The following is a 25580-nucleotide window of genomic DNA, read 5'->3' as shown; positions in this document are numbered from 1 at the left end:
GTAAGACTGCCTGATCCTCCAGGCGTTCCACGACGTTCTACCCGCTGAATATTCAGGCTTCCCTCGTGGAGCCCATCAGCGTCGTCCTCGCCGGCTCAACGCGCCTCTGTTACGGCATGGCGGTCAGACAGCTGCCGGTCGCGACGCAGCTCGTCGAGGCGCAAGAAGTGTCGTTGCCGCGATCCCTGCGGTGAGCAGGAGCAGGGAGGCGGCGGCGGCGATAGGGGAGCTCGGTTCGTGCAGTGGCCAGGTCCAGGGGAAGGGGCGTCCTCCGGGACCGAGGCCGATGAGTGCACAGACAACGGGCACGAGGGCGACGGTCAGCGGACCGTACACGTGGCCGGCGAGGTATTGGACGATGAGCCCGGTGCCCAGGTATCCGAGGAGATTCCGTGCCGCGGCGAGGGACATGGATGAGTCCGCCGCGTAGGCGGCGCCGAGGCCGAGGAGGGTGGCCAGTAGCGCAGCTGCTGTCAGCATGCCGGCCTGGTATCGGGCTACGGGACGGACCGCGGTGGTGTCGTAAAGGCGTGGAACCCGGTTGAGCGCGTAGAGAGTGAAGGCCGCGGGGATAGCGGGGAGTACGAGGGCTACGGGGATTCCTGCACTCATCCCGCCGAGCAGGGAGGGGATCGGCAGGGCGGAGCCGCCCAGGAGCGGTACCAGCAGCATGGTCACGATGAGCACTGCTGTGGTGAGGGGTGTGGCGTGTGCGCGGTGCCACCAGTTCACGATGCGGCTGCCTTGGTGTAGGAGGCGGGGGCAAGGTCGGGCAGTACGGCGCAGTCGTGGACAGAGCGCATGTTGCGTTCGTACCAAGCGTGCTGGGCCTGGGTGGGCAGCGCGCGGATCTGCTCGGCGAGAGTGATGGCTTCGTGGGGCCAGCGCTGGGCAAGGTCGCTCTTGGGGACGCCGCCGGTGAGGGAGAGCCAGGCGTATATGGCGACCATGGCTTCGTCGCCGGGATAGGCGGCGCCTTGGCGCAGGGCGCACGGGGGTGCTTCGTTCGGCAGTGGGCTGGTGGCGATGTTCGAGGCGACGTTGGTCTTGTCGGGCTGGGGGTCTCCGAACTCCACCTGCCGGGCCGGGGTGACGCCGACGGCTGCCAGCTGGGCGGTGGTCGTCTCGGCCCAGTGGCTGATGTCTGCTCGTCGGGCGTTCTGCTCGGGCCACAGGCAGATCTGCGGGTTCTGCCCTGAGCAGGTGCGCAGTGCGGTGTCGCGGGCCTGGGTGCCCTGGAAGTCGAGGGGAACGGCCAGGGTGAGCGCCACGGCGGTGGCCACGGTGAACCCGGTCAGTGACAGCACGGGGCGCCAGAGGCGGTGGCGGAGCGCTGAGCTGAGGACGACAGCCGTCACGATCGCGAGGGAGAAGGTGACGGTAGCTGCCAGGCTGCGGATGGAGGGTTCCTGGTCCAGCCCGCAGCACTCTGTGACGCCTTGTCCGTTGAGGTGGCGCAGCCAGGGCAGACCCCCCAGAGCAGCCGGCCAGAATCCCCAGAGGTATCCGAAGATCAGCATGGTGGCGGCGCCGAGGAGTTTCGGCATGCGGGCGCCGACGAACCAGCCCAGAGCGATGTGTGCCAGGACCACGCTGTAGGAGACGGCGAGGATCGCCGGGTTCGGGAAACCGGGGGTGGAGGCCACCGATGTCACGATGACGGCGAAGGGGGCGATCATCGCGATCAGGCCGAGTACGGCGACGGGGCCGAGATGCAGGACCGCCACGCTGAGCAACCCGCGGGCCGGGGCCAGTACCGTGATCCCGCCCTGTTTGAGCCGGGCTGCTTCCCAGGCCGCTCCCGCCCCGCACGCGGCGCTGATGAAGCCGACGACGATGGTGGTCTGGGAGCTGATGGAAGGCCAGTAGGCGATGGTGGACTCGGTGTTCTGGGCGCTGAACCACACCAGTACGGGAACCAGGACCAGGGCGGCCCACGCTGCGGGGCCCGAGCGCAGAAGTGTCGAGATACGCACGGTTCAGGCCTCCCCTCGGACCAGGCCGCGATACGCGCTCTCCGCACGCCGCTCGTACGGGGTACCGGCGGGGGCGGTGGAGAAGAAGTCACTTACCGGCCCTCGGAACACTGGCCGGCCCCGGTCGAAGACGATGACGGTCTCGTAGATGTCGGCGAGGTCTTCGGTCTGGTGCGTGGAGACGATGAAGTGCACCGAGCTGCTCAGTTCGGCCAGCAGGTCCCGGAAGACACCGCGCTGGACAGGGTCGAGTCCTGCGGTGGGCTCGTCCAAGAGGACGATCTCGGCCTGGTGCACCAGCGTCTGCGCGATACCCAGGCGGCGGAGTTGCCCTCCGGACAGCTCATGGCTCTTGCGCTGGCCCAGTTCCGTAAGGCGGACCCTTTCCAGCGCGGTGGCCGAACGGTCCCATGCTTCCCGCTTGGACAGGCCTTTCAACCAGCCCACGTACGCGGCCTGCTCCCGCACCGTCAGGGCCGGGATGGCCTTCACCTCCTGCGGCAGCCAGCCCACCTTCTGCCGGAAAGCCCGACGGTCCCGCCGCCGGACGCTGTCCAGGCGCCCCAGCGTGACGCGCCCCGACACGGGGGTCAGGGAGGACGCCCCCAGCGAAAGCAGTGTCGACTTCCCCGCCCCGTTCGGACCGAGCAGGACAGTGCACCCTTGCGGGAAGTCCATCGTCAGGCTGTCGAGCACAGGAGTGCCGGCCCGGTAGGCAAAGGAACAGTCCGTGTAGTGCAGTGGCACGCAAAACCCCAGGTGAGTGATGACTACAGGCCCAGACGGCGTTGCGGGGTGTGTGGTTGCAACCACACACCCCGCAAGCGCCAGAAGCGGACGTTCCGATCGGTGAGGTTTCCGGCGTGGTGACGCACGAAGCCAGGGACGGCGTACTGGCGCCGGTGGGGCAGCCGGTCTCTGACTTGGGCGTAGACGTGGATCCACTGGGCGAGGTAAAGGCCGGTGCGGAACTGGGGTGAGCGGAGTTTCTGCCAGGCGCTGTTCCAGTAGATGTTGCCCCATTGCCCGGTCAGGCAACCCGGCGAACCTATGCAGCCACAGCACTAGCTCGCAACGGAGCGGCAGAGAAGTCGGAACGGTTCAATCCCGATCGAGGCGCACTTCGGGCCGCTACGGCAGTTCAACCTGGCCAACTCGAACCACCCCAACCACACCGTTCGGACCCGCGCTCTGCACCTCCTTCTGCCCTGGCGCAATGGCAACGCCCCGCACCCCGACCTCTTGGCCGCCCAACACCGCGAACGAGCCCGCATCCGCAGCGAGAAGGGCCTCCACTGGTGCGGCCGACCGTTGGTCGCGGCCTGAGGCTTCCAGCACCACGGCCTACTCGGCCATCTCCTCAGGAGAAAGACGAGTGATCTTCTTTCCCGCTTCGGTCTCGACCAGGGTCAACGCGCCAATCCAGTTCCCGTCCTCGGGATACTCCCAGCTGGCCGCGTCGTCGAGAATCGCCGGAAGCTGATCACGAGGCACCAGTTCGCCGGGCTGGAAGCCGTTCTCGCCGGCGGGTGAGGTCCACGGCGCGAGTCGGCGGACCTCGATCCACCCACGATCGATGAGGGCGAGCAAGATTCCCGCTAGCTCGTTGCAAGGTCGAGACTGGTCGGCTTCGTCGAGATCGCCCCAGACACCAGGCAGGATGTCGATCTCATAGGAATTGACCATGAAAGCTTCTTCGGACTTGGTCAATTCTTCCCACTCTTGCTTGCTCACTCAGCAATCGTCGCAGAGCCAGTGCACGAAAGTCCTTCTACACGGCTGGCCAGACCAGCCCAACTCGGTGCTCACGCTGACCGCCGGGACCCGGTGAGCCTTCGCGGTCACAGCACTAGCCTCGATCTTTCGTGACGGTCCGTCGGAAGATCCGGCGGACCGTTTCGCTGTCGTGGCTGTTTGCGGGTGCGGTGAGGGCCCGGCTGTCGCGTCGGGTAGGCGCCGGCTTCCACGATTTCCGGCGGGGTGATCAGGCTTGTTCGGGCGGGTGGCGCTGCTGGTCAGCCGGGGTTCTGGAGAGCCGTGAGTCGCTGGACCGCATTGGTGATCACATCGGTCCAGGGCCAGTGACAGCCGAACCGGAGGTGCTGGCGGCGGGCGGTGGTGACAATCTGGGCGGCGGCGGAGAACAGTCGCAGCCGCAAGCGGCGGGGCTCCCAGAGGCGAGGTTTACCGGTCAGGGCGAGCATGGGCAGCCAGGCCAGCAGGTCGAGGGCGAGCTGGACGATCTCCAGCCAGATCTGGTTCTGCGCGGTGTCGTGCAGGGGCAGGTTCCGCAGACCGGTGGCGCGTGCGGCCCGGATGCGGTCCTCGGCCCTCGCGCGCTGACGGTGCCGCAGCTCGAAGTTGATGATCTTCCCGTCTGCCGTGTTGGTGGCGAAGGCGGTGAGCCGCAGCCCGTCTGCGTCGACGAAGCGCAACTGGGCGCCGGGATGTGGTCGTTCCTTGCGGACGATCAGCCGCATCCCCTTCGGCCAGCCCTTGAGGACGTCGCCGTCGAGCTCGGCGGTCCAGGCGCCGTCACGGATCTCGCCGCCCGGTTCGACGGCGGGCGTCCAGGCGGAGGCGGGGACCTTCAGAACAGCCTGGTGAATCTGCTCGGTGGTGGTCATCCCGACCGAGTACGACAACCACCTGCCGCGCTGGGCGAGCCAGGCCACGAACTCGTGGGTTCTGCCTGCGGAGTCGGTGCGGATCAGTGTGGACCGGCCGCGCCGATACCGCTTGGGAAGTTGGGCCAGGGCGAGCCGGGTAGCGGTGATGTGGTTGGCGGCGGTGTTGGAGCCCGCGTTCCCCGGTCGCAGCAGGGCGGCCACCGGCACCCCGGTGCCGCCGCTTCCGTGATCGACGAAGCCCATCAGCGGATGGTGCCCGTAGGTCCTCTTCCAGGTTGCGGCCGCGTCCTGCTTTTCGGAGTGCGCAAGTACCAGCACGCCGTCCAGGTCCACGATCACTTGGCCGTCCTTGTCCGGCGCCTGGTTCCGGGCCAGCTGCCATACATACTCGCGGACATCGGCCCGAGCGGTACGGATCGCGTCCAGGGCCTTCGTCCCGGCAGCGGCGAGGGTGTCGACCAGACGGGAGACGGTCGGGTCGGAGGCCACCGGCCCGAACACGGCAGGCTCAGCCCGCAGCATGCCGACATCGGCCAGACAGTCCCCGCCCAGCGCGACTGCGAGCGCCATATCCAGCAGGATCTTGCACCGCCCGAGGGCGTCGCCAGGGCGCGAGCGCCGCCGATATCGCGGTATCGAGTCCACTCTTGCGGGCGGTCGCGACCAACAGCACCGCACCGGCCTGGGAGACCACCCCGTGACCGCCGCTCTCGATACGGACACGCGGGTACGTCCCGCTACGCTTGCTCACTTGGAGAGCGCCTCTCTTTGGGGTGGGCAGGACCCTAGAAAAGCCCCCATTTTCCCAGTTCAGAGGCGTTCTCCGGAAGTCTGACCAGCGCTGAACATCAGCTCAGACGTGTCACAGGACCCAGGATCCAGGCAGTTCCAGCAAAGTGTCACCCTCGATCAGCCGCGGTCGCCGGGAGTGCCATCGCGCGTCGTCTGCCTGGCCGTTCAGGGGCACGGTAGCCAATTGGAAGCGGGCATCCAGGGCGTCGAGCTTCGCTTGCCGCGCGGCCCGAATCCTGTCGGTGAACACGGGCCATGCCTCCGCGAGCCAGCGACGGCAGCGAAGCCTGTCCGCGTACTCCCAGATGAGTTCGGCGTCGAACCCCTCTTCGGTATCCTCCACCAACGCCTCCCACGCCTCCATCATGGCGTTGAGCGTCACCATCCCGTACCGCGCCGCCAAACCTCGGCTTGCCCGGTGCACCGACTCGTAGTCATCTGCGCTGAGCGCCTCCATATCCATGAACACAGCCTGCCAGCTGTGACACGCCGGATGGATGCGTCACCCAACAGGTGAAAGCACCGTGGCCAAGATGACGACCGGGCCGAGATGCAACAGCCCAGATCACAGGCAGTGGAAGCAACTGGCCAAGAGGCTGATCGAACAACCGTTATGAAAGCCCGAGGCTACCGAGCTCGTGCACGGTTAGCAGTGAGACGTCGAGCTCGGATCGGCGATCATGGCTGCGTGGTGGGGAACGTGACCCCTTCGACGTCCCACCGCTAACCGTGCACGAGCTCGTAAGGGCTGTCCCGCAATGACCTGGAAGCCCGAGTCAGGGATCGAAAAGATGTGATGCCGTGCACGCAGCGTGTGTACGGTGCCTGAGTGATCGACTTTGATGGCGCTTGGTTGGGTGCAGAGGCCGCGCGGCGGTTGGCGGAGGCGGACTGCTGTGAGATAGCTCCAGGGATCACGGAGGAAGAGTTCAGCCGGATCGAGGCGACCTATGAGCTCGAGTTCTCCCCGGAGCATCGTGCTTTTCTAGCGACAGGGCTGCCGGTCGCTTCGCCTCCTGAGGAAGGCGCGACGTGGCAGCAGCCTTGGCCCGACTGGCGTCACGGTGATGAAGACGACCTGCGCCATCGGCTGCAGTGGCCGGTACGAGAAGTGCTGGGCGACGTCGCTCATGGCAGCTGGCATTCGGCCCTGGGAGCGCGTCCCGCCTCCAAGGAAGAGGCTCTGGGGCTGGCCCGAGCGGTACTTGCACGAGCGCCACGACTCGTTCCCGTCTACGCGCACCGCTTCATACCCGCAGGTCGCGACACTCCGGGACATCCGGTCCTGTCGGTGTGGGGAACCGACATCATCTGCTACGGCCACGATCTGGCCGACTACATCGACCGCGAGTTCGGCGAGTTCGACGAGGACGCGCCTTGGAATCCGCAGGCATCCGTCCCGCTCTGGAAGGACTTCCTCGGCTGAGATTGCCCCGGTTGATGCCGATGTAGATGATGACGGCGCCGGCAGGTCACGGATGTATTCGTCGAAGGCGGCACGGGTTTCCAGGAGGGCGACCTGGGCGTCGCGAAGATCCTGCGGATAGTTGAAAGCGGGGGTGGACCGCTCGCCGGTGGTGATGCGGGAGGTGGCGGGCCGCTATGGGACGCCGGTAAGGGTTCCGGAGGCGCGGGCCCTGCAGACGCGGAGCAGCAATGTGCACTGGCTGACTCCACGGGCCTTCCGGTTGTGGCTGGAGGTGGGGCTGCGCAGGCACACCGTGGACGGCGTCCCGGAGCAGGGGTGGACGGGGCGGCTGGAGGCACGCAATACGGCCTTCGCCGAGCTGCTGTTCTCCTCCGGGGTGCGGCTGACGGAGGGAGCCTCGATGCTGACCTTGGAGATGCCACAACCGGCGCTGGGGGCGGGCCGGTTCTGTCCGGGACGGCTGGGGCGGGCGGTGACCAAGTCGAAGCGGGCCCGGACCTTCTATGTCGCGGCCGCGGTGGTCTCCGCAGTCGCGGGCTATGTGGAGTCCTCCCGCGCGGCGGCGGTAGGGCGGGCACAACGGCGGGGGCGCTACGAGGATTTGGTGCAGTGCCGGGTGGTGCGGTCCGTGACCGGGCAGCGGCAGAAGGTGTTGCACTGGCGTGATGCGCAGGGCCATGAGGGTCGGACCCCGCTGACGGACGCGGGGGTGGCTGAGCGGATGAGCTTCTATCGCAAAGGGCCGCAGGGGCTTGAGCCGCTGTGGCTGTGGCTGACCGAGGAAGGGCTGCCGCTGCGACCGGCCTCGTGGGAGAACGTGTTCCGTACCGCTTCGCAGCGGTGCGAGCAGGTGCTCGCGGGGCGGGTGGCAGAGCCGCCGTTCTGTACCCCGCACATGTGCCGGCACTCCTTCGCGCTGCACATGCTGGTGGTGCTGCATCACGTAATGGACCGCCGGATGGGGCTGAGCGTCCAGGAGCGGCGTGACCTCCTCGGCGGCCCGGACGGGGCCATCCGCCCCGAACTCGCCGCTTTCCACGACGCGTTGACGGGTGCCGAGCGCCCCGACGTCGCCATGGCTTGGATCTCCCGCTCGAAAGCCCGTGACCCTCTGGAGCGCATATGCCGCGACGAGAGGCCCGTCACCCACGAGGTCCTCGACGAGCTGCCTGCGGGCAAGGTGCTGGCCCACCTGCGCAGTGTGCTGGTCGCGACCAGCGCCCTGCCGCCGCGCGATGAGCGGCTCATCGCCCTGGAGAAGAAAAGGATCACCGTGACCGTCGAGGCCCGCTTTGACCTCGCCGAGCGCCGGATCCTGCACGGCTACGCGGTCTGGCACCACATGCGCCGGCTCCGACGACGCCTCGGCGATGACCACACCACCCGGCTACAGGACCTGAACGTGCGCTGCCATGTCACCGCGGCGGGCAACTTCCTCGACTGGCTCGGCGGCGAAGGGCTCACCCTGGGGACCTGAACCCAGACGGACCTGGAACGTTGGATGGCAGACTCCACGGTGAGCTACCGCAACGGGACCGGCCACTTCGTCCGCTGGTCGGTACAGCACCGGCATGCCTGTGATCTGACCTACGGCACCGTCCGCTGGACAGGCCCGCTCAGCACCATCGACAGCGAGAAGCGCTGGGCTGACGCCCGGCGCCTCCTTAACGACAGCACACTGCCGACCCCGGACCGCGTCGCGGGATTGCTGCTGATCCTCTATGCGCAGAAGATCGCCACCATCAGTCAACTCACTGTTGACGACATCACCATGGACGGCGCCACTGTCGCGATCACGTTCGGCACCTCGCCGGTCGTTCTCCCAGCACCGCTGGCCAGCCTGGTCCGCGATCTCGTCGCGACCCGCCGCGGCAAGGCCAAGATCGGCATTCCTGAAGACGTCTCCTGGTTGTTTCCGGGTGGCCACCCGGGGCGCCCTCTCACCGACAGCCAGATCGGCAAGCGCCTTCACCGCATCGGAGTCCGGCCCAAACAGGACCGATCCACCGCGCTGTTCGCCCTGTCCACCGAAGTCCCCGCAGCGATCCTTGCCCGCATGCTCGGCGCCCACATCAAAGTCGCCGTCCAGTGGCAGCAAGCGTCAGCCGGGGACTGGGCCACCTACGCCGCCGACGTCAGCCACCGCCGCGACCGGTGACAGCCGGACCGCCTCCTCCCACAAGACCTCCCCTCGATCCCGGGCGAGAGACTGCTTCTCAGGCCAGGTGGGAGGGGGCTCCGGGGGTGAGCCAGTGCAGGCGGTCGGTGAGGTGGGCCTGTTCGAAGGCGGTGACGATGTCCTCGCGGCCTCGGGAGAAGTGTGCCCAGGATGCGTAGTGGACGGGAACGACGGTCTTCGCACGGAGGGAGCGGGTGAGTTCGACGCCTTGGGTGCCGTCGAGGGTGATGGGGAGCTCGCCGATCTCGTCGACCTGTGCGGCGCCGAAGTGCAGGACGGCGGTGCCGATGGTCCAGCGTCGGCCGATCTGGTCGAGTTCGTCGAAGTGGACGGTGTCGCCGGAGATGTAGAGCGCCTCGCTCTCGCCGGGTTGTTCCACGATGAAGCCGATTACGTCTCCGGCGTGCTGGGCGGGGGTGGCGGTGATGCGCAGGGTTCGTCCGTCGCGGGTGATCTCGTGGCTCTGCCAGGGGGCGAGGCCGACGGCTCCGTCGCCGAGTCGGCCGGCGCCGCTGGTGGTGGTGAGGACGGTGTGCCCGGTCAGCAGGGCGCGGCCGCTGTGGTCGAGGTTGTCGGGGTGTTCGTCGTGGCTGAGCAGGACGGCGTCGATGTCGGGCAGTTCGTCGGGGGTCAGGGCGGGGCCCGCGGTGCTGTTCAGGGTGACTGGGCCGAAGTGGTATTGCGCGGGGGCCGGGTCGAAGACCGGGTCGGTCAGGAGGTGCAGGCCGCCGATTTCTAGCAGGACGGTGGCGGTGCCGATGTGGGTGAGGGTGGCTTTCATGGTGTTTTCCTCTGCTGCGGCGGGGCCGCTGTGGGACGGGATGGGTGTGGGTCAGTGCGCGTGCTCGGCCTGGAGCATCCAATGCTGTTTCTCCAGTTCGCCGGTGACGGCGATGAGGAGGTCCTGAGTGACCGGGTCCGTGGCAGCGGTGGTCTCGATGCGCCTGCGCATCCGGTCGATGAGGGTGTTCATCGAGGTGGTCAACAGGTCGAGGACGTCGGTGTCCTTGATCCAGCCGGCGGGCAGGGGCGGCAGGGCGTCGGTGGCGGCGAGGGTGGCTGGGCGGCCGTCGGGCGGGCTTCCGAGGGCGGCGGCGGCCCGTTCGGCCAGGCGATCGGCGAAATCGCGTGTGAGGGTGACCAGTTCGTCCAGATGAAGGTGCAGGGACCGGAAGCGGGGTCCGAAGAGCACCCAGTGCGCTTGTTTGGCGTTGAGGGCCAGCTCAAGGAGGTCGATCAGGGAGGTTTGCAGCGCCTGCGCGGTGACCGTCTGCTCGTGTTCGGAGAGGGGGCCGGTGATGATCGTCATGAGAATGCTCCGGGCGTACGGGTCGGTGGCTGCCCGCCGGGAGCCGGCTGGTGTCCGGCCGGCCCTCGGCGGGCGAAGGGGCGGTCAGTGGGAGGCGTCGATGATGAGGTCGGTGACGGCGCGGGGGTGGCTGAGCATCGCGGCGTGGGAGCTGTTGATCTCGATGGTGGTGGCCTTCGCTCGGGCGGCCATGGCGCGTTCGGCCTGCGGGGGGATGGTGCGGTCGTTGCGGGCGACGAGGTACCAGGAGGGGATCGTCCGCCAGGCCGGGACGGGGGCGGCCTGGGTGAGGGTGGCGAATGCGGCGGGCCGTTGTGCCGCGGCCATCTGGGCGGTCTGGGAGGCGGGCAGGTCCTGGGCGAAGACGTGGCGGAAGGAGGCGGGGTCGAGGTAGGCGTCGGCGTCGCCGGGAGCGGCCCCGGGGAAGGGGCGGGCGATCACGTGCTGGAGGAGTTCGGAGGTGCCGCCGCCCAGTGCGGTGGCCTCGGCGACGCTCTCGCCCTGGTCGGGGGCGTAGGCGGCGATGTAGACGAGGGCCTTGACGTCCGGGGTGTTGGTGGCGGCCCCGGTGATGACGGCTCCGCCGTAGGAGTGGCCCACGAGGACGATGGGGCCGGTGAGGGTGGCGAGGAAGGACTTGAGGTAGGCGGTGTCGTCGGCCAGGCCGCGCAGTGGGTTCGCGGGGGCGAGGACGGTGTAGCCGCGCTTCTGCAGGGACTGGATGACGGGGTTCCATCCGGAGGCGTCGGCGAACGCGCCGTGTTCCAGGACGATCGTCGGCTTCGCCGCGGCGGCGGTGGTGTGGGTGGGGCCGGCGGCCGCCGTGGTGAGCGGCGTGCAGGCCAGTGCGCCGGCCAGGGCGAGCGCGGTGATCGCTCTGCGGCGGCTGGGGAGGCGGGACATGGTGTTCTCCTCTGTGCAGCGGGGTGTCCCGCCGCCGTCCGGCGGCGGGAGGGCGGGGGTGCGGTGGGGGTGTCAGGCGTTGATGAAGGCGAGGAGGTCGGCGTTGAAGGCGTCCTTGAAGTGCCCGACGAGGCCGTGCGGGGCGCCGGGGTAGACGCGCAGGGTGGCGTCCTTGAGGAGTTCGGCGGAGCGCAGGCCGGCGGCGCCGATGGGGACGATCTGGTCGTCGTCGCCGTGGGCGACCAGGACGGGGATGTCGATGCTCTTGAGGTCGTCGGTGAAGTCGGTTTCGGAGAACTGGGCGATGCAGTCGTAGGCGGCCTTGAGGCCGGCCTGCATGCTGAGGCGCCAGAAGTCGTTGCGGACGCCTTCGGAGACGGTGTGGCCCTCGCGGTTGGCGCCGTAGAAGGGGATGGCCAGGTCGGCGTAGAACTGGGCGCGGTCGCCTTCGACGCCCTCGCGGATGCCGTCGAAGGCCGAGCGGGGCAGGCCGCCGGGGTTGGTGTCGGTCTGGAGCATGAGCGGGGGGACGGCGCCGAGGAGGACGGCCTTGGTGACGCGGGCGGTGCCGTGGCGGCCGAGGTAGCGGGTGACCTCACCGCCGCCGGTGGAGTGCCCGACGAGGACGGCGTCGTGGAGGTCGAGGTGTTCGATGAGCTGGGCGAGGTCGTCGGCGTAGGTATCCATGTGGTGGCCGGCCCAGCCGTTGTCGGAGCGGCCGTGGCCGCGCCGGTCGTGAGCGATGGCACGGAAGCCGTGCTCGGCGACCAGCCGCATCTGCTCGGCCCACGCCTCACCGGACAGCGGCCAGCCGTGGCTGAACACCACGGGACGGCCGGTGCCCCAGTCGGTGTAGTGGATGTTCGTGCCGTCCGAGGTGGTGAAGGTGCTCATCGGAGTACTTCCTTCTCTGGATCGTCAGTGGGTTGCCGGTGGGACGGGGCGTGCGGGGAGCGCCTGCCATGCCGGGTGGGTCAGAGGGAGCGGCGGACGAAGGCCAGGGCGGTGTCGGCGACTTCGTGCCAGCCGGCGTCGATGGTGAGGCTGTGGCCGCGGCCGCGGAGGGAGGTGATCTCGGTGGTGCCGCTGTTGCGGGCCTGCTTCTTGTAGCTGGCCTGGGCGATCGCGGGAGGGACCGTGTGGTCGTGGTCGGTGGTGACGACCAGCAGCGGACCGCGCTGCGGGTTCTCCGTGTCGACCTTGGCCTCGGTCCACGGGTTGATGTTCGCGGTGGCCGCCTGGAAGATCGGCTTGCCCGCTCCGGGCACGCAGTAGGCGGTGTACAGCTCGTGCGCCTCGGTCTCGGTGACGGCGTTGGCGAAGGCGTACCGGAACTGTTCGTAGGTCAGCGGGACGGCCCGGTGGAGGTTGGCGGGGTTGCCCAGGACGGGCGCGGAGGAGCGCAGGGCTGCGAACGGCAGCGGCAGGACGCCGCGGAAGGGGGCGGGGCTGATCGCGACGGTGGCCTGGGCCAGGCCGCGGCCGGCGAGGATCTGTACCAGCAGTCCGCCGAAGGAGTGCCCGACAAGGGCCGGGGCGTGTTCGAGGCGGCCGACGAGGTCGGCGAGGTGGTCGGCGATCTGCCCGACGCTCTTCCCGGCGAACACCTCCGGGTGGGCCTGGGCCTCCTCGATGGTGTCGGGGTCGTCGGGCCAGCCGAGAAGGACGGGTGCGTACCCGGCGTCGGAGAACAGGGGCGCCCATCGGTCCCAGCTGCCGGGCAGCAGCCACAGTCCGTGGACGAATACCACCGGCGGACGTCCTGAGGCGTTGGCCCGGGTGATCTGGTCGAGGTCATGGGTGAAGGTCATGCCCCGGACGTTAGGAACGCGATGACTGCGCCCGCATCAGTCAGGTGACTGCGCCGCCCGCCGGAAGTCCTTGGGTAGCACGCCGTAGGTGCGTTGGAAGCGGCGGGTGAAGTAGCTCGGGTCGGTGAAACCCCAGGTGCGGGCGATGGAGGCGATGGTGCGGTGGCGTTTTCCCTCGGCGGCCAGATCCCGGCGGGCGCCCTCCAGACGCTGGGTGATGATCCACTGCTCCAGGCTGATTCCGGCGGCTTGAAGCAGTAGGTAGAGCGAGCGCTCCGACAGGTTGTGGACCGCGGCCAGGCGCGCGGGGGTCAAACGGGGATCGGTCAGGTGCTGGCGGGCGTAGGCCATGATGCGCGTGAGTTGCGTGTCCGCCCGCACCGGGCGGGCCAGCCGGTCGTCCGCCGCGGCCGAGACGATGAGCGCACGCATCAGCTCGACGGTCGCCGCAGCCAGGGCGGGGGCGCCCGGGTCTTCGGACAGCACGGGCGCCTGGCGGATCAGCGAGGCGAGGTGGCGCTGAACGAGCCCGTACAACGGGGACGTGTGCAGCAGCGGTGCCGCCCGGCGGGCCAGGTCGACCGGTACGCCGAGCAGGTCGTAGGTGACGTTGAACGCGCTGGAGCCGCCGCTGGCGGGCCAGTTCACCTCGTACGGCGATGTCAGATCGTTGATCATGAGGTCGCCGGTGCGCACGATCTGCTGGTGGCCGCCCTTGTCGTACTGGGCCGGGCCGTGGGACTGCATCGCCAGCGCGAGCATCTCGGGCTGGTCGTCGCCGCGCAGGTGCTTGGGGGTGCGGGTCTGGCGCAGGCTGGTGGCCTGGGCGGTGACGAGTTTGCACGGTCCGATCGTCCACAAATGCATCGTGGCGTGCACCTCGCCCGCCGGGTCCTGGTGCAGGATCCGGGAAGGGACGCAGCCGGCCGTCAGCGCGGCGGTGACGGCCTCGGCCCGGTCCGACGCGGCGACCTGCGAAGTGTCCACGAGCAGCACGGCCGCAGCCCCCTCCCGATCCGCGCGTCCATTTCCCTGCACGCTGGGTCCATTATCGCCCGCTGCGGTGCGCGATCGTCATCCCCGGCGTCGAACAGGTCGCCATGTGATCGCAGGGGAGGAGCCTGGAGATGGAGGCTTTGCACGGTCGGCGCGCCGAGCAGGCGCGGCTGACGAAGTTCATCGGATCGGTGGGACGGGGCGCGGGAGCACTTTTGATACGGGGCGAAGCGGGCATAGGGAAATCCAAGCTGCTGGAAGCCGCGGTGCGGGAGGCGCGCGAGCAGGGTCTGACCGTCCTGAGCGCCCAGGGCATCCCCGCGGAGACCCGGCTGCCGTTCGGGGCGCTGCACCAGATGCTGTGGCCGCTGCTGCGTGACGAAAGTCTGCCCGCCCGGTCGCGGGAGACCCTCAAGGCCGCACTCGGGCAGTCCACCACCATGGTCCCCGACCTGTACGGCGTCGCGTTCGCCGTCCTGGACCTGCTGGTGGCGGCCTCCGGGCCGAATCCGCTGCTCGTGGTCGCCGAGGACGCGCACTGGTTCGACCGGCCCTCTGCCGAGGTGATCGGCTTCGTCGCCCGCCGGCTCGCTGGCGAACGCATCGCGGTCCTGGCCGCCCTGCGCCCCGGCAACGACGACCCCTTCACCGACACGGGGCTGCCGGAACTGCTACTCGGGCCGCTACCGGCCGAGGCGGCCCGGACGCTTCTGGAACGCCAGGCTCACGATCTGCCTCTGCGGATCCGGACACGGATCCTGGAGACCGCGCGCGGCAACCCGCTCGCCCTCCTGGAACTGCCCTGCGCCGTCCGGCAGTCCGACGAGACCGAAGGCTCCCTGCGCACCCATCTGCCGACGAGCGCACGGCTGGAGCGGGCCTTCGCCGCCCGCCTTCCCGACATCCCCGGCGCGACCCGCGCGCTTCTGCTCGTCCTGGCCGCCGACGGCGGGTGCCGCCCGGCCGAACTCCTCGCCGCGGCTACCCGGGTCACCAGCGCACCGGTCAGCGTCGAGGCGATCGAGCCAGCCGTTGCCGCAGGGCTGGTCACGGCAGACAACGCGACCGTACGTTTCCGCCACCCCCTTGTCGCCTCCGCCGTCTACCAGAACGCCGCCCTGGGTGACCGCATCTCCACCCACGCCGTGCTCGCTGCAGTTCTGGCCGCCGAACCCGACCGGGCCGTCTGGCACCGGGCGGCCGCAGCTATGGGCCCCGACCCGCGGATCACCGCCGACCTGCTCGCCTTCGCCGACCGTGCCGTCGCACGCGGTGCCCTCTCCGTCGCCGTTGACGCCCTGGAACGAGCCGCTGCCCTGGCCGCCACTGACAGCGACCGGGCCGCACCGCTTTTGCATGCCGCCGAACTGGCCTGCAACCTCCCCGACCGCAGGTCCAGGACCGCCGCGCTCCTCGAGAGCACCTGCCTGCTCGACCTCGGCGTCCGCGACCGGGCCCGCCGCGCTCTGCTGGAGGAACTCGCCGGACTACGGCCCGCCGACGACCCTCCCTTCACCCGCACCCTCGTCGACCACGCCCTCGCGGCACACCGCGTCGGCGAGAGCGACCTGGCCCGCAACCTGCTCTGGGCAGCGGCCCTGCGCTGCTGGATGCACGGCAGCACCGCTCAACTGCGGTCCTGGTTCGCCTCCGTCGTCGAGGACCTCGACCCCCGGATGGAGGACAGCCACACCGCCCTGGTCCTGGCCTGCCTCCAGCCGATCGAACGCGGCCGGGCCGTCCTGCGCCGCGCGGTCCGCATCCGCGAGGAAACTCCCTTCGACCCGGCGGAGATGAGCCGCGCCGTCGCCATCGACGGCCTCCTCGGCGAATACCCCGCCGTCGTCGCCGACATGGCCGCCACCGCCTCCCACATCCGCGCCCAGGGCCGCGCCATGATGCTCGCCCGCTTCCTGAGCGTCTGGGCCGGAGCCGACATCTGGGTCGGCCGATGGGACCGCGCCCTCAACAACAGCCACGAGTGCGAACGCCTCGCCACCGCCCTCGACGAACCCGTCTGGCGGCTGATGGCCTTGGGCCACCGCATCGCCATCGCCGCCCACCGCTCCCACACCGACGAAGCGGAAGCCCTCGGCAAGGAGATCCTCACCGACCCCCACCTCACCCCCTACCTGCACGCAGTCACCCACCGCGCCCTCGGCATCAACGCGCTCACCGCCGGACACCCTCACGAAGCCTTCGACCGCCTGGCCCGCCTCTACGACACCGCCGACCCCGTCCACCACTGCTTCATGGAAACCTTCACCATCGCAGAACTCGCCGACGCCGGCCGCGCCGCAGGCCGCATCGAGCAGGCCCGCACCATCCTCGACCGCCTCGAACCCCTCACCGAGCACACCACCTCGAGCGCCTTCCGCATTTCCATGAACCACGCCCGCGTCCAGCTCGCCCCCGACCACGAGGTCGAATCGGCGCTCACCACCGCCCTCGCCGCCCCCGGCCTCACCGACTGGCCCTACCACCGCGCCCGGCTCCACCTCGCCTACGGCCAGTACCTGCGCCGCGTCCGCCGCGTCAGCGACTCCCGCCCCCACCTGGGCCTCGCCCTCGACCTCCTCCAACCCCTCGGCGCCGCCCACTGGGCCGAACAAGCCCGCAACGAACTACGCGCCACCGGTGCCCCCTCCCCCGACACCGCCCCCGGACCCAGCACCCTCACACCCCAAGAACTCCACATCGCCCGCCTCGCCGCCGAAGGACTCACCAACCGCGACATCGGCCAACACCTCAATATGTCCCACCGCACCGTCGGGGCCCACCTCTACAAGATCTTCCCTAAGCTCGGCATCACCTCCAGGAATCAACTCCCCAAGGCTCTCCACGCGTAGAAGCCCGACGGACCAGTGGGCGGCGTACGACTGGCAGGGCGACCGGATCACACTGCGCAGGCTTGCGGCGCAGGGATGACCGTACGGGGCGGCCCGTTTTCCCGGGCCGCCCCGACTCCGGCAGGTCGCCGGACCACCTCGATAGGTCTGCTACTGCACCGTGACGGTGAACGACGAGTTCGTCCAGGCGGTGCCGTTGCGGTCGGCGCTCCACACCGTGATGGTGTTCGCGGCGTTGCCGCAGGTGCCCGTCGGCGTACCGAAGACGATGAGTGTGGCCCAAGCACTGTTGCTCGTGGCCTGGATCGCCGCGTCCTTGAGGTCGTCGATGTCGGGATCGGACACCTTGACGCAGTACTGCCCGGTGGCGGGCTTCGTTACGGAGGCGACGTTCTTGGCCGCCAGGAGCGTGCCGTCGCTCGCCACCTTGGCGGCGGCGCGGGCGTACGGGGCGTACAGGTCGACCGGTGCCGCGGAGGCCGTACCGGTCAGGAGCGGGACCGACACCAGGGCGGCGACGGTCAGGGCGACGGCGCGAGCGCGCCCGGTGATGCTGTGGATCATGGGGTTCGTCCTTCATCTCGGCCGCCTCGGTCCCGTGGTCGGGAGCGGCCAGGTCGAGCCGGCGTGCGGGTGGGCCCGATTCCCGGCTGTTCAGGGAGGGAGGGTCAGGGGACGAGGAGGAAGAAGGGCTCGTTCCGGTAGCTATCGGCGACGGTGCCGGTGATGACGGTCACTGTGTCCGCCGCGTTCCCGCACTCGCCCGACGGGGTGGTGCGCACCATGATCGTTCCCCACGAGGTGCCGCCGTCCGACGCCAGCGTCGCGACCGGGGTGCTACGGCTTACGTCGATTCGGGTGGCGTCGTCGAACGTCACGCAGTACGCCCCCTCCTGGGGGTGGGTGATCGACTTGATGCCCTTGGACTGCACGCGGGTGCCGTCCCTGTTGACCTGGGCGGATGCCTGCGCGTACGGGGCCTTGGCCTTGACGGCCGCATCGTCGGCCAGGGCCGCGCCTCCGGCCGCTCCCGCGGCCAGCAGGCTCAGTGCGGCGGCCGTCCCGACGATTCCCCGACGGGACGTGATGGTCTTCATCATGGGTTTCCTTCCTGGGCAGTGATCGCCAAGCGGCTTGATCACTCACTGCATATAATCCGATACGTAGAGTGATGACCAGGCGGGGAATGGGCGGCTCACTCGAACGCGTCAGAAACGGCCCTTTCCGGGAGGAAGATCGAGAAGGGGTTGCGGAGGCGGCCCGGACGCCCGATCGGTTCCCAGAACCCGTTCTCACACACATAGCGGCGGGCCCCTGTTGCGGGAATCGTTTGTGAGAGCATTCCGGGCGTGATGGACCCTCAGAACACCACCGCGAGCGACGCCGACGACGTCGAGCGCCACCCCTGCCCGCGCTGCGGCGTCCAGCCCGGCTCACCCTGCCGCTCCCGCTCCGGCGCGGTCGCCGGGATCTACCACACCGGCCGGTTCAAGAAGGTGGCCCGGCTCGCCAAGCTGCTCCGGGTACCGGCCCCGGCCGATCGTGGCCCCGGGCAGCCCTGGCGGCCCGGCAACCCACCGTCGGCCGCGCCCGAGAGCGGCGCCCCGGGCGCGGACATCTGCATCGGGTACGCCCGCTGCAGCCACCTCACCCAGGAGCTGCAGGCGCAGCTGGACGCGCTCAGCGCGCACGGCATCGGGCGCGACAAGATCTTCTCCGAAAAGATCAGCACCCGCGTCCGGGTCCGCCCGCAGTTCGAGGCCGCGCTCACCCTCGCCCGCGAGACCAAGGCCCACGCCCCGCACTGCCGGGTGCTGTTCACCGTGTACGAGATGAAGCGGCTCGGCCGCAGCGCGGCCGAGCTCACCGCGCTGGCCGACCACCTGACCGCCCACGGCCTGGTCCTGGAGATGCTGGCCGGCCCGCTGCCCGGCATCTACGACCCCTCCGGCCCCGGCCGGACGCTGTTCGGGTTCTTCGCCGCCATGGCCGAGACCGAGCGCGAGGGCATCCGCGAAGCCACCCTGGAGGGACTCGACGCCGCCGCCCGCAAGGGCAGGCACGGCGGCCGGCCGCCCGTCATCACCGACGACATGCTGCACACCGTGCTGCGGCGCCGAGCAGCGGGCGAGTCCGTCGAGCAGATCCGCCCCGACCTGATCATCGCCACCGGCAAGCGCAAGGGCCACAACCCCGGCCTGGCCAGCATCTACCGGGCCCTCGCCGAGCACGAGAAGCGCCAGGCGTACCCCGAAGCCGTCGCCCAGGCCCACGCCGACTTCACCGCCCTCCGGACCGACTGACGACAAATCAGGGCCAAGGTCCCGGCGCTCGATCAGAACTGCGACGGTGTCGGCGTCGGGTCGCGCGGTGCTGCGCTGCCTGGGGCGGCAGGGCAGCAACCGGCGGGCGCGACTGGACCTCCCGTGGAACTGCTCAGTCGTGCGGTCAGCGAGAGCGATTCCGTGACGTCTAGGGCATCGTGCAGTCCGCCCTGACTGTGCAGCGAAGTGCCCGGTGGTAAAAGATCCGTGCAGCCTCACGTGACGGTGACCCGCAGTACGTACGGCTCCCCCGCGCTGATGGCTTCCGCCTGCTCCCGCAGATCGGCAGCGGTAAAGCCCAACAGCGACTCATCGGCAGCCCTGCGCAGCAGCGACAGGATCTCCGGGACGGGGCGGCCGCGGTGGCTCTCGGCGAGGCGGTTGAATGCGCGCTGGTAGGGCGCTCCGTAAGCGCCGGTGCTGTCGCTGAGCAGCCGGTCCAGGTGCTGTCCCTTCACGCTGATCTCACCCATGGCCCGCTCCTCTGCCGACTGGTCCCGGACTCTCCAGTACCTGCCATCGACGTTACGAGCAGGGTCTGACATCGATACTTGTAGCGGGTTGCGGCGGTCATGGCTCAGGGTCTGGCTGACGTCCTGCTGGGCTGTCCTGCGACTGTGAAGACGTCCTCGCCGAGGCCGCCGCCGAAGCGCGGGCCTTCGGCGCCGGCCCGGCGGCCGCCGCCGACGAGCTGGTGCGCGGCCTGATCGGGCAGTTGGCCGACTGGCAGCAGTCGATCGGCGAGCTGGGCCGCGCGCTCACCACGGCAACTGCAGGCCGACCGCTACCCGGCTGGTCCACCGACGCCGGCCGCACCGAGGACATCGGGCGGCGCCAGGCCCGCACCACGCTGCTCGAGGCCGTCGCACGCCACCTCCACGCTCATCTGCTCGCCGCCATCGTCGAGCTCGGCGGTGAGCTGGAGCTCCCAGCTACCCGTAACGGGCGCTTCAGGGGCGCGGTCATCCCAGAAGGCTGCGCGGTCAGCGCCGGCCGCCGCCGATGCGGCGGTCGTCGGCCAGTGCGGTCAGCGGGCCGAACTCGCAGGCAAGCTCGTTCCACGTCAGAACCTCGCCACAGCGGGCCGGGAACTCCTTCGGATTGAACTCGGGCATGGTCCAGGTGCCAGTACCCCGGTCCCGCAGCCACAGGTCCCCGTCACCGTCGACCACAGTCGGCGGGACCGGTACGGGCTCGGCCTGATCGGTGGGCTCCCAGGTGACCCGGCCCGGGTGGGAAACGCGGCGCAGCTCGGTGGTGGCCAGCCGCGCGGCCAAGTCACGGGTGGACTCTTCGGCGTCCTTGACCGACGCGAGTCGGAATGCGTCGTCAAGTACGGGCAGGGCTGGATTCTTGCTGCGCTTTGAACTCATACGCTGACTACCTCCGGTGAGGGGCGTCACATCCGTTATGGCACCCCGGAAAGGAACACGGTATCCGAGGCGGGAGCCGGGCCGGCTACGACCACTGTGCAGGTGGAGGCGCTGGCACACCGGGCGGTGGGGCCAGGTGGTGAGCTGGTCCTGGACGTGGCGCAACGCGTGGTGGCAGCGCTCAGATATGGCGGTCCGGGTCTGAGAAGGTGAGGCCGCCGGGGGCGAGCAGACGTCGGGCCGGGGCGGGTGCGGGCGGTTCCCCACTCGGCGTGCACGGCCCTGAATGCCACACTGGCCCCCTGCTGGTCGGCGAGGAAGCCGGCGTGGCACGGGGTCGACACTCGATCATCCCGCTGACTTCGGTAGACATGCGGGCATACTGCCCGCACGGCCCATGAGTCGGCACCTGCTTTTCCTCTGACCCGCCTCGCCACCAGTTCCAGCGGCCGCCTCAGGCGCTCGTGCGGTGAGCCCTGATGAGTCGGTGATCCTTCTCGTCGACAATGGCTCTACCGGTAGAGGCCGGTGCTCGTGCTGACTGGCCGTCACTCGGCAGCCGAGTTCTCCTTCCGCCACCTCCACCGCCAGAGCGCGTCGGCCCGGTGGTCGTGCTCGAAGCCGTCGCGGAGAGGCCCCACCCGCTCGACCGCCTCGGCGGCGCGCGGGTCATCACGCAGGGCGAGACCGTAGGCGGCTTCCAGACGCACGAGTTGGCTGTCCTAGTACTCCAGTGTGACTTCGTAGTTCCACGTCATGTCGCACGTGTGGTGGCTATCGGGCGGTGTCCTGTCCGATCGCGCGGAGGACATCGGCGAGCCAGACCAGGTGGTGGCCCACGGCCCGGTTCGGGTCAGCGAGGAGGTCCTCAAGGTGCTGCCATGACTCGGAGAGCTGCCCGATTGTGATCGTTTTCGGTTCGTTGGGGACGTCGTAGAGTTCGTCGCCCGGAACAGACCAGAAGTAATCGTGTTCGAGCGCCACTGCGCTGCCGGCTGACGCCTCGATGTGTTGCAGTGCCAGCTCGAAGGCCGTCCGAAGCTGATCAAGCGGGATCCGCAGAGGTTCGCTGTTCATGTGCTCATTGTGTCGATCAGGGGCAGCCGTCGGATCGCAGCAAGGAGTTCGGCACTGCCCAGGACCCGGCCCGGAGCGAGAGCAGCCACCGCGTGATCATCGGGGGTTGTGTGGACTCCTGAAGATCGTGCGGTGGCCGTGAGCCAGAGCGTAGACCCGATCCGGTGGCGGGCATTGTTCGACCAGGCCATGGCCCGGATCGCGGGCCGGTTCCGACGGGTGGAACCGCGGGCGACCGCCCGCGCGTACATGCTCGGGCTGCTGTCCGGCGTCGAGCGCAAGAACTGCTGGCGGCTGGCCGAACAGGCTGGTCACGCACGTCCCGGACCGATGCAGCGTCTGCTGCGAAGTGCCCGCTGGGACGCTGATTCCGTCCGCGACGAAGAAGGCAGTTCCGTAACTGTCTGACGCGCTCTTGATCACGCCACCTCCCCCTGAGCCCCGCCTGATCTCCGGCGCCAGACAGGATGTGTCCACCATCCACCCGGGGCCCGCGGCTTCCTGCTCGGGCTCGACATGCAGAGGATCCACCTGTGTTTCATCGCCGGACCGTGCCCCTGACGCTGGTGCTCTTGGGGCTGATGCTCTCCGCATGCTCCTCGAGCCAGCCCGCACCACCGAACAACGGCCCGCAGGTCGTCCGCGATCGGCTGGCCGCAGCTGACGATGCCCCGTACTCGGCCGCGCTCAGAGCCATCACGCAGTCGGGGCCCAGACGACTCCAGCTCATGGAGGGGCGGGTCAACCTCAACGCGCCATTCACAGGGCGCACGACAGACACGACCGAGCAGTACACCGAAGACGTCGTGATCACCCGGCAGAAGGTGTACCGGCGCGCCACCGGAACTCACGGGCCGTGGCAGGAGTTCCCTGCGTCGGCGGCAAAGGGGGGTATACCCACGGACCGGCTCCCGGAGTACGTGCGGCTCATGCTCGGTCACAGCGCCTCCGTACACCAGGACAGCGAACCTATGCGCGTATCGGCCCGCCTTACCCCGAAGGACGTCGAATCGGTAGACAGGACCGTCGGGAACAACCTGCGACCCGCCACCACAATCGACGCAGATGCATGGATCGACAACGAGGGCCGAGTCGTGCGCGTACGCCAAAAGATCCACTTCGCCACCGACCCGGACATCGAAGGGACAATCACCTTCACCGACTTCAAGAACGCCATGCCGGTCAACGCACCCGCAGCGTCCTGAGCATCAGCCAGGCAACTGCGCGGCCCGCTGCGCCACGCGCCTTGGCCGGCCATATCTGGGTCGGGCACTTCGACGACAACCCCGGCCGGAATCCGTCGCTGGAACGCCACGGGCCAGCTCGCCTGGACGTCAGACAGTGCCCGCATCCCCGGTGGGGCCGGAGTTCCAGGCGCAACTCGACACCATCAACCATCAGGCGCAGCAACCCTGTCCTGCATAAATAGCTCGTATTCGCAGGTCGGCCCCGGCACCAGGCTCCCCCGGGCCCCAGGGAGGGCGGGAGTCCTTTGCAGGCATGGACGCGACGATCCGGGAGCTGTCGGCGAAGGAGGAGCAGCAACGGCGGCGTGCTGGGAACGTCCCCCTGAGGGCTACGCGCCCTCTCCGAAGGCGGGTACGTCGGGTGCGGTGGCGTCCTGACGCAGAGCTGGTACCGGGTACGTATTCCAAAGCTGCGGTATTCGTGTGCCATCGCGCGGAGCCCCGTGTGACTACAGGGGCGTGGCTATCGCTGTCGGATAACACCGGGGCGGGCCGGAGTCATCCCACGAGGGCCCGGGCGATGATGAAGCCCCGGCTGCTGCGCCAGCGCCATCCGCCTCCGACGCCATCCGCAGTCGTGACAGACACCAGAGCGCCATCCTCGTTCGGCACCCTGACATCGCCGCCCACCGCCATCGAGCTGACCCGCGAGTCGGTCATCTACCTGTCTTCGGCTCCCTGGAACAGCACGGGCTGGGCCCACGGTCACGACCGCCGCCCGCCTGTTGTCTGACGGGCCGGCACTCGCCGGCCCGTCAGCACCTCTTACATACCTTCCTCCAGTTCGGAGAAGTCTCGTTCACTGAGTGAGACGGTAATAACGCGGGTTGGGTTGTCGAGGCACTGCCAGCTCTCCGGGTCCGAAAGAACTGCCGGTACATCATCATCAGGGACCTTCTGCCCACTGACATGCGGCGGCGGCCACTCCAACCCTGCATACAATTGCACGAATTTCAATCGTGCCCACCGCTCGATCAGCTCGGTGAATGCGGGAATCTTTGTCGCCCACACTTCTGGGTCAGAAGACTGCGTGCGATCAGCCAGAAGCGCCCAGAGAGGAGACAGTTCCCGGCAGTTGATCAAGAGGCAGTACTCGTCCTCGGTCCATTTCGACCACTCTTTCACGAGACGCTCCTAATCCAGCGCGGGGTTTTCGGCGAGAGGCATGCCCACTGGCTTACTCCCCTTCAGCTGGAACTTAAGATATGGCCTCTGTGGACTATTTGATCGACTCATTGCCCCCCCCATTACCGTTTTGGTCGCCCCGCAACGGGGCGCCCGGCCTCCGGAGTTGGCATGACTTTCTCCCCCTGTCGATCGCATGGCCTGGGGGGTGGTGTCACCGGCTCCGGAGGCATCGACAGACCGCTGATTAGGGGCATGACCACCGGCCTTTTCGCAGGTCGGGAGGCTCTTCGTAATGTGGGTGTGGCGATCGGTGCCGTGGGACGGCCGGGCGAGGACGAACCGGAGGAAGCGCGTGATCGACATCAGCGGCATCGGCGCCTTCCTCGGCCTGGACGTCGGCAAGGGCGAACACCACGCCACCGCCGTCACGCCGGCCGGGAAGAAAGGCTTCGACAAGCGGCTGCCCAACAGCGAGCCCAAGCTCCGCGAGGTCTTCGGGAAACTGCAGACCAAGCACGGAACCGTGCTGGTGGTCGTGGACCAGCCGGCCTCCATCGGCGCTCTGCCGCTGGCGGTGGCCCGGGACATGGGCTGCCCGGTCGCCTATCTGCCGGGGCTGACGATGCGACGGATCGCCGATCTCTATCCGGGCGAGGCCAAGACCGATGCCCGCGACGCCTTCGTCATCGCGGACGCGGCCCGCGTCATGCCTCACACGCTCCGCTCGGTCGACCTCGAAGACGAGACCATCGCAGAGCTGGAGATGATCGTTGGGTTCGACGACGACCTGGCAGGCGAGGCGACGAGGGTCTCCAACCGGCTTCGCGGCCTGCTGACGCAGATTCACCCACACCTGGAGCGCGTCCTCGGCCCGCGGATCCAGCATCCGGCCGTCCTGATGCTCCTGGAACGGTTCGGGTCCCCGGCCCAGATCCGCAAGGCCGGACGCCGTCGGCTGATCACGCTGATACGGCCGAAGGCGCCGCGGATGGCCGAGCGACTGGTCGAGGACATCTTCACCGCGCTGGACGAACAGACCGTCGTCGTCCCGGGCACCGACGCGGCCGCACTGATCGTCCCCAGCCTGGCCGGGTCGCTGACCGCCGTCCTCGACCAACGCAAACTCCTCGCCACCAGGATCGAGGAACAGCTGGCCAACCACCCTCTTTCCAAGGTCCTGACATCCATGCCGGGCATCGGCGTCAGGACCGGAGCCAGGATCCTCATCGACGTCGGCGACGGCAGTTCGTTTCCGTCCGCCGCCCACCCCGCTGCCTACGCCGGCCTCGCCCCGGCAACCCGAAGTTCGGGCTCCTCGATCCGAGGCGAACAACCATCCCGCCGGGGAAACAAGCAGCTCAAACGGGCCTTCTTCCTCTCCGCATTCGCGGCTCTGGCCGACCCAGCCTCCCGGGCCTACTACGACAAGAAGATCGCTCAGGGCAAGCACCACACCCAGGCCCTGCTCTGCCTCGCCCGACGACGAGCCGACGTCCTCTTCGCGATGCTCCGCGACGGAACCTTCTACGAACCCCAACCCGTTGCAGGCAGGTGAGG

At 68.9% G+C, this 25580-nt stretch carries 25 protein-coding genes and 3 pseudogenes; 9 read left to right on the top strand and 19 right to left on the bottom strand.

The window, feature by feature from the left end:
* Positions 1–123 precede the first annotated feature (123 nt).
* From OG257_RS36875 to OG257_RS36865, 3 genes are read right to left on the bottom strand one after another with little or no spacing between them, the layout of a single operon-like run.
* Positions 124–732, bottom strand: coding sequence for a hypothetical protein (locus OG257_RS36875; protein ID WP_329214771.1), 609 nt, complete (start codon positions 730–732; stop codon positions 124–126).
* Positions 729–1976 (bottom strand): DUF7224 domain-containing protein, encoded by a 1248-nt coding sequence (locus OG257_RS36870; protein ID WP_329214769.1) that lies wholly within the window; start codon positions 1974–1976, stop codon positions 729–731. Before OG257_RS36870 ends, OG257_RS36875 begins: the two co-directional genes overlap by 4 nt.
* Before the next feature lie 3 nt (positions 1977–1979).
* Complete coding sequence (locus OG257_RS36865; protein ID WP_329214767.1) at positions 1980–2723, bottom strand: ATP-binding cassette domain-containing protein; 744 nt, start codon at positions 2721–2723, stop codon at positions 1980–1982.
* A 360-nt stretch (positions 2724–3083) separates the two neighbouring features.
* Between OG257_RS36865 and OG257_RS36860 the strand changes: the two are divergent.
* Positions 3084–3302, top strand: a pseudogene (locus tag OG257_RS36860) (IS630 family transposase); the annotation flags it as partial.
* A gap of 18 nt (positions 3303–3320) precedes the next feature.
* Here the strand turns inward: OG257_RS36860 and OG257_RS36855 are convergent.
* From OG257_RS36855 to OG257_RS36845, 3 genes and pseudogenes are all read right to left on the bottom strand, one after another.
* Complete coding sequence (locus tag OG257_RS36855; RefSeq protein WP_329214765.1) at positions 3321–3710, bottom strand: hypothetical protein; 390 nt, start codon at positions 3708–3710, stop codon at positions 3321–3323.
* A gap of 281 nt (positions 3711–3991) precedes the next feature.
* A pseudogene (locus OG257_RS36850) lies at positions 3992–5357 on the bottom strand (IS1380 family transposase).
* Positions 5358–5468: 111 nt separating this feature from the next.
* On the bottom strand, positions 5469–5861 hold the full coding sequence (locus OG257_RS36845; protein WP_329214763.1) for a hypothetical protein: 393 nt from the start codon (positions 5859–5861) through the stop codon (positions 5469–5471).
* Between the two features lie 366 nt (positions 5862–6227).
* Between OG257_RS36845 and OG257_RS36840 the strand changes: the two genes are divergently transcribed.
* The 3 genes from OG257_RS36840 (at position 6228) to OG257_RS36830 (ending at position 8985) form a co-directional block, all read left to right on the top strand.
* Positions 6228–6824 (top strand): hypothetical protein, encoded by a 597-nt coding sequence (locus tag OG257_RS36840; protein WP_329214761.1) that lies wholly within the window; start codon positions 6228–6230, stop codon positions 6822–6824.
* Between the two features lie 133 nt (positions 6825–6957).
* Positions 6958–8304 carry a hypothetical protein gene (locus tag OG257_RS36835; RefSeq protein WP_329214759.1) on the top strand — a complete coding sequence of 449 codons (1347 nt, stop codon included), beginning with the start codon at positions 6958–6960 and terminating at the stop codon, positions 8302–8304.
* Positions 8305–8328: 24 nt separating this feature from the next.
* Positions 8329–8985: a hypothetical protein gene (locus tag OG257_RS36830; protein ID WP_329214757.1), complete on the top strand. Its 657-nt coding sequence runs from the start codon at positions 8329–8331 to the stop codon at positions 8983–8985.
* Positions 8986–9043: 58 nt separating this feature from the next.
* Here the strand turns inward: OG257_RS36830 and OG257_RS36825 are convergent, their stop codons facing one another.
* The 6 genes from OG257_RS36825 to OG257_RS36800 form a co-directional block, all read right to left on the bottom strand.
* Entirely contained in the window at positions 9044–9787 is a 744-nt protein-coding gene (locus OG257_RS36825) for an MBL fold metallo-hydrolase (protein ID WP_329214755.1), read from the bottom strand.
* A 51-nt stretch (positions 9788–9838) separates the two neighbouring features.
* Positions 9839–10315: a Dps family protein gene (locus OG257_RS36820; protein ID WP_329214753.1), complete on the bottom strand. Its 477-nt coding sequence runs from the start codon at positions 10313–10315 to the stop codon at positions 9839–9841.
* An 84-nt stretch (positions 10316–10399) separates the two neighbouring features.
* Positions 10400–11218: an alpha/beta fold hydrolase gene (locus OG257_RS36815; protein WP_329214751.1), complete on the bottom strand. Its 819-nt coding sequence runs from the start codon at positions 11216–11218 to the stop codon at positions 10400–10402.
* A 72-nt stretch (positions 11219–11290) separates the two neighbouring features.
* Complete coding sequence (locus OG257_RS36810) at positions 11291–12112, bottom strand: alpha/beta fold hydrolase (protein WP_329214749.1); 822 nt, start codon at positions 12110–12112, stop codon at positions 11291–11293.
* Positions 12113–12192: 80 nt separating this feature from the next.
* Positions 12193–13029, bottom strand: coding sequence for an alpha/beta hydrolase (locus tag OG257_RS36805; protein ID WP_329214747.1), 837 nt, complete (start codon positions 13027–13029; stop codon positions 12193–12195).
* A 36-nt stretch (positions 13030–13065) separates the two neighbouring features.
* A complete protein-coding gene (locus tag OG257_RS36800; RefSeq protein ID WP_329214745.1) occupies positions 13066–14025 on the bottom strand; it encodes a helix-turn-helix domain-containing protein in 960 nt (319 codons plus the stop codon).
* A 131-nt stretch (positions 14026–14156) separates the two neighbouring features.
* Between OG257_RS36800 and OG257_RS36795 the strand changes: the two genes are divergently transcribed.
* Entirely contained in the window at positions 14157–16874 is a 2718-nt protein-coding gene (locus tag OG257_RS36795) for a helix-turn-helix transcriptional regulator (RefSeq protein ID WP_329214743.1), read from the top strand.
* A 150-nt stretch (positions 16875–17024) separates the two neighbouring features.
* On the opposite strand, the gene OG257_RS36790 is transcribed toward OG257_RS36795, so the two are convergent.
* Both OG257_RS36790 and OG257_RS36785 read right to left on the bottom strand, forming a co-directional pair.
* Positions 17025–17438 (bottom strand): hypothetical protein, encoded by a 414-nt coding sequence (locus OG257_RS36790; RefSeq protein ID WP_329214742.1) that lies wholly within the window; start codon positions 17436–17438, stop codon positions 17025–17027.
* A gap of 104 nt (positions 17439–17542) precedes the next feature.
* Positions 17543–17974, bottom strand: a complete 432-nt coding sequence (locus OG257_RS36785; RefSeq protein ID WP_329214740.1) for a hypothetical protein — start codon at positions 17972–17974, stop codon at positions 17543–17545.
* Positions 17975–18226: 252 nt separating this feature from the next.
* Here OG257_RS36785 and OG257_RS36780 point away from each other — a divergent pair, with 252 nt between their 5' ends.
* On the top strand, positions 18227–19177 hold the full coding sequence (locus OG257_RS36780) for a recombinase family protein (protein ID WP_329215551.1): 951 nt from the start codon (positions 18227–18229) through the stop codon (positions 19175–19177).
* Between the two features lie 236 nt (positions 19178–19413).
* On the opposite strand, the gene OG257_RS36775 is transcribed toward OG257_RS36780, so the two are convergent.
* The 4 genes from OG257_RS36775 to OG257_RS36760 form a co-directional block, all read right to left on the bottom strand.
* The gene (locus tag OG257_RS36775; protein WP_329214738.1) at positions 19414–19671 is read right to left on the bottom strand and encodes a hypothetical protein; all 258 of its coding nucleotides are present in this window, start codon (positions 19669–19671) and stop codon (positions 19414–19416) included.
* Positions 19672–20181: 510 nt separating this feature from the next.
* Positions 20182–20571, bottom strand: a complete 390-nt coding sequence (locus tag OG257_RS36770) for a hypothetical protein (RefSeq protein WP_267803625.1) — start codon at positions 20569–20571, stop codon at positions 20182–20184.
* Between the two features lie 548 nt (positions 20572–21119).
* Positions 21120–21281 (bottom strand): hypothetical protein, encoded by a 162-nt coding sequence (locus OG257_RS36765; protein ID WP_329214736.1) that lies wholly within the window; start codon positions 21279–21281, stop codon positions 21120–21122.
* 64 nt (positions 21282–21345) lie between these two features.
* A complete protein-coding gene (locus OG257_RS36760) occupies positions 21346–21648 on the bottom strand; it encodes a hypothetical protein (RefSeq protein WP_329214734.1) in 303 nt (100 codons plus the stop codon).
* Positions 21649–21837: 189 nt separating this feature from the next.
* Here OG257_RS36760 and OG257_RS36755 point away from each other — a divergent pair.
* A pseudogene (locus tag OG257_RS36755) lies at positions 21838–22032 on the top strand (IS701 family transposase); the annotation flags it as partial.
* Between the two features lie 167 nt (positions 22033–22199).
* Positions 22200–22853: a hypothetical protein gene (locus tag OG257_RS36750; RefSeq protein ID WP_329214732.1), complete on the top strand. Its 654-nt coding sequence runs from the start codon at positions 22200–22202 to the stop codon at positions 22851–22853.
* 807 nt (positions 22854–23660) lie between these two features.
* On the opposite strand, the gene OG257_RS36745 is transcribed toward OG257_RS36750, so the two are convergent.
* On the bottom strand, positions 23661–24020 hold the full coding sequence (locus tag OG257_RS36745; RefSeq protein WP_329214730.1) for a hypothetical protein: 360 nt from the start codon (positions 24018–24020) through the stop codon (positions 23661–23663).
* Between the two features lie 355 nt (positions 24021–24375).
* On the opposite strand from OG257_RS36745, the gene OG257_RS36740 reads away from it, so the two are divergent.
* Entirely contained in the window at positions 24376–25578 is a 1203-nt protein-coding gene (locus tag OG257_RS36740) for an IS110 family transposase (protein ID WP_329214728.1), read from the top strand.
* Positions 25579–25580 lie beyond the last annotated feature (2 nt).

Source organism: Streptomyces sp. NBC_00683 (assembly GCF_036226745.1).
GTDB lineage: Bacteria > Actinomycetota > Actinomycetes > Streptomycetales > Streptomycetaceae > Streptomyces.
Note: the sequence above shows the minus strand (reverse complement) of the source record. Positions and strands in the feature narration are given on the sequence as shown.

Excerpts from the sequence above, each read along its gene's own strand:
- OG257_RS36845 (WP_329214763.1), bottom strand. The coding sequence starts at position 5,861 with ATGGATATGGAGGCGCTCAGCGCAGATGACTACGAGTCGGTGCACCGG.
- OG257_RS36830 (WP_329214757.1), top strand. The coding sequence starts at position 8,329 with ATGGCAGACTCCACGGTGAGCTACCGCAACGGGACCGGCCACTTCGTC.
- OG257_RS36825 (WP_329214755.1), bottom strand. The coding sequence starts at position 9,787 with ATGAAAGCCACCCTCACCCACATCGGCACCGCCACCGTCCTGCTAGAA.
- OG257_RS36820 (WP_329214753.1), bottom strand. The coding sequence starts at position 10,315 with ATGACGATCATCACCGGCCCCCTCTCCGAACACGAGCAGACGGTCACC.
- OG257_RS36815 (WP_329214751.1), bottom strand. The coding sequence starts at position 11,218 with ATGTCCCGCCTCCCCAGCCGCCGCAGAGCGATCACCGCGCTCGCCCTG.
- OG257_RS36810 (WP_329214749.1), bottom strand. The coding sequence starts at position 12,112 with ATGAGCACCTTCACCACCTCGGACGGCACGAACATCCACTACACCGAC.
- OG257_RS36805 (WP_329214747.1), bottom strand. The coding sequence starts at position 13,029 with ATGACCTTCACCCATGACCTCGACCAGATCACCCGGGCCAACGCCTCA.
- OG257_RS36795 (WP_329214743.1), top strand. The coding sequence starts at position 14,157 with ATGGAGGCTTTGCACGGTCGGCGCGCCGAGCAGGCGCGGCTGACGAAG.
- OG257_RS36790 (WP_329214742.1), bottom strand. The coding sequence starts at position 17,438 with ATGATCCACAGCATCACCGGGCGCGCTCGCGCCGTCGCCCTGACCGTC.
- OG257_RS36785 (WP_329214740.1), bottom strand. The coding sequence starts at position 17,974 with ATGATGAAGACCATCACGTCCCGTCGGGGAATCGTCGGGACGGCCGCC.
- OG257_RS36780 (WP_329215551.1), top strand. The coding sequence starts at position 18,227 with ATGGACCCTCAGAACACCACCGCGAGCGACGCCGACGACGTCGAGCGC.
- OG257_RS36775 (WP_329214738.1), bottom strand. The coding sequence starts at position 19,671 with ATGGGTGAGATCAGCGTGAAGGGACAGCACCTGGACCGGCTGCTCAGC.
- OG257_RS36770 (WP_267803625.1), bottom strand. The coding sequence starts at position 20,571 with ATGAGTTCAAAGCGCAGCAAGAATCCAGCCCTGCCCGTACTTGACGAC.
- OG257_RS36760 (WP_329214734.1), bottom strand. The coding sequence starts at position 21,648 with ATGAACAGCGAACCTCTGCGGATCCCGCTTGATCAGCTTCGGACGGCC.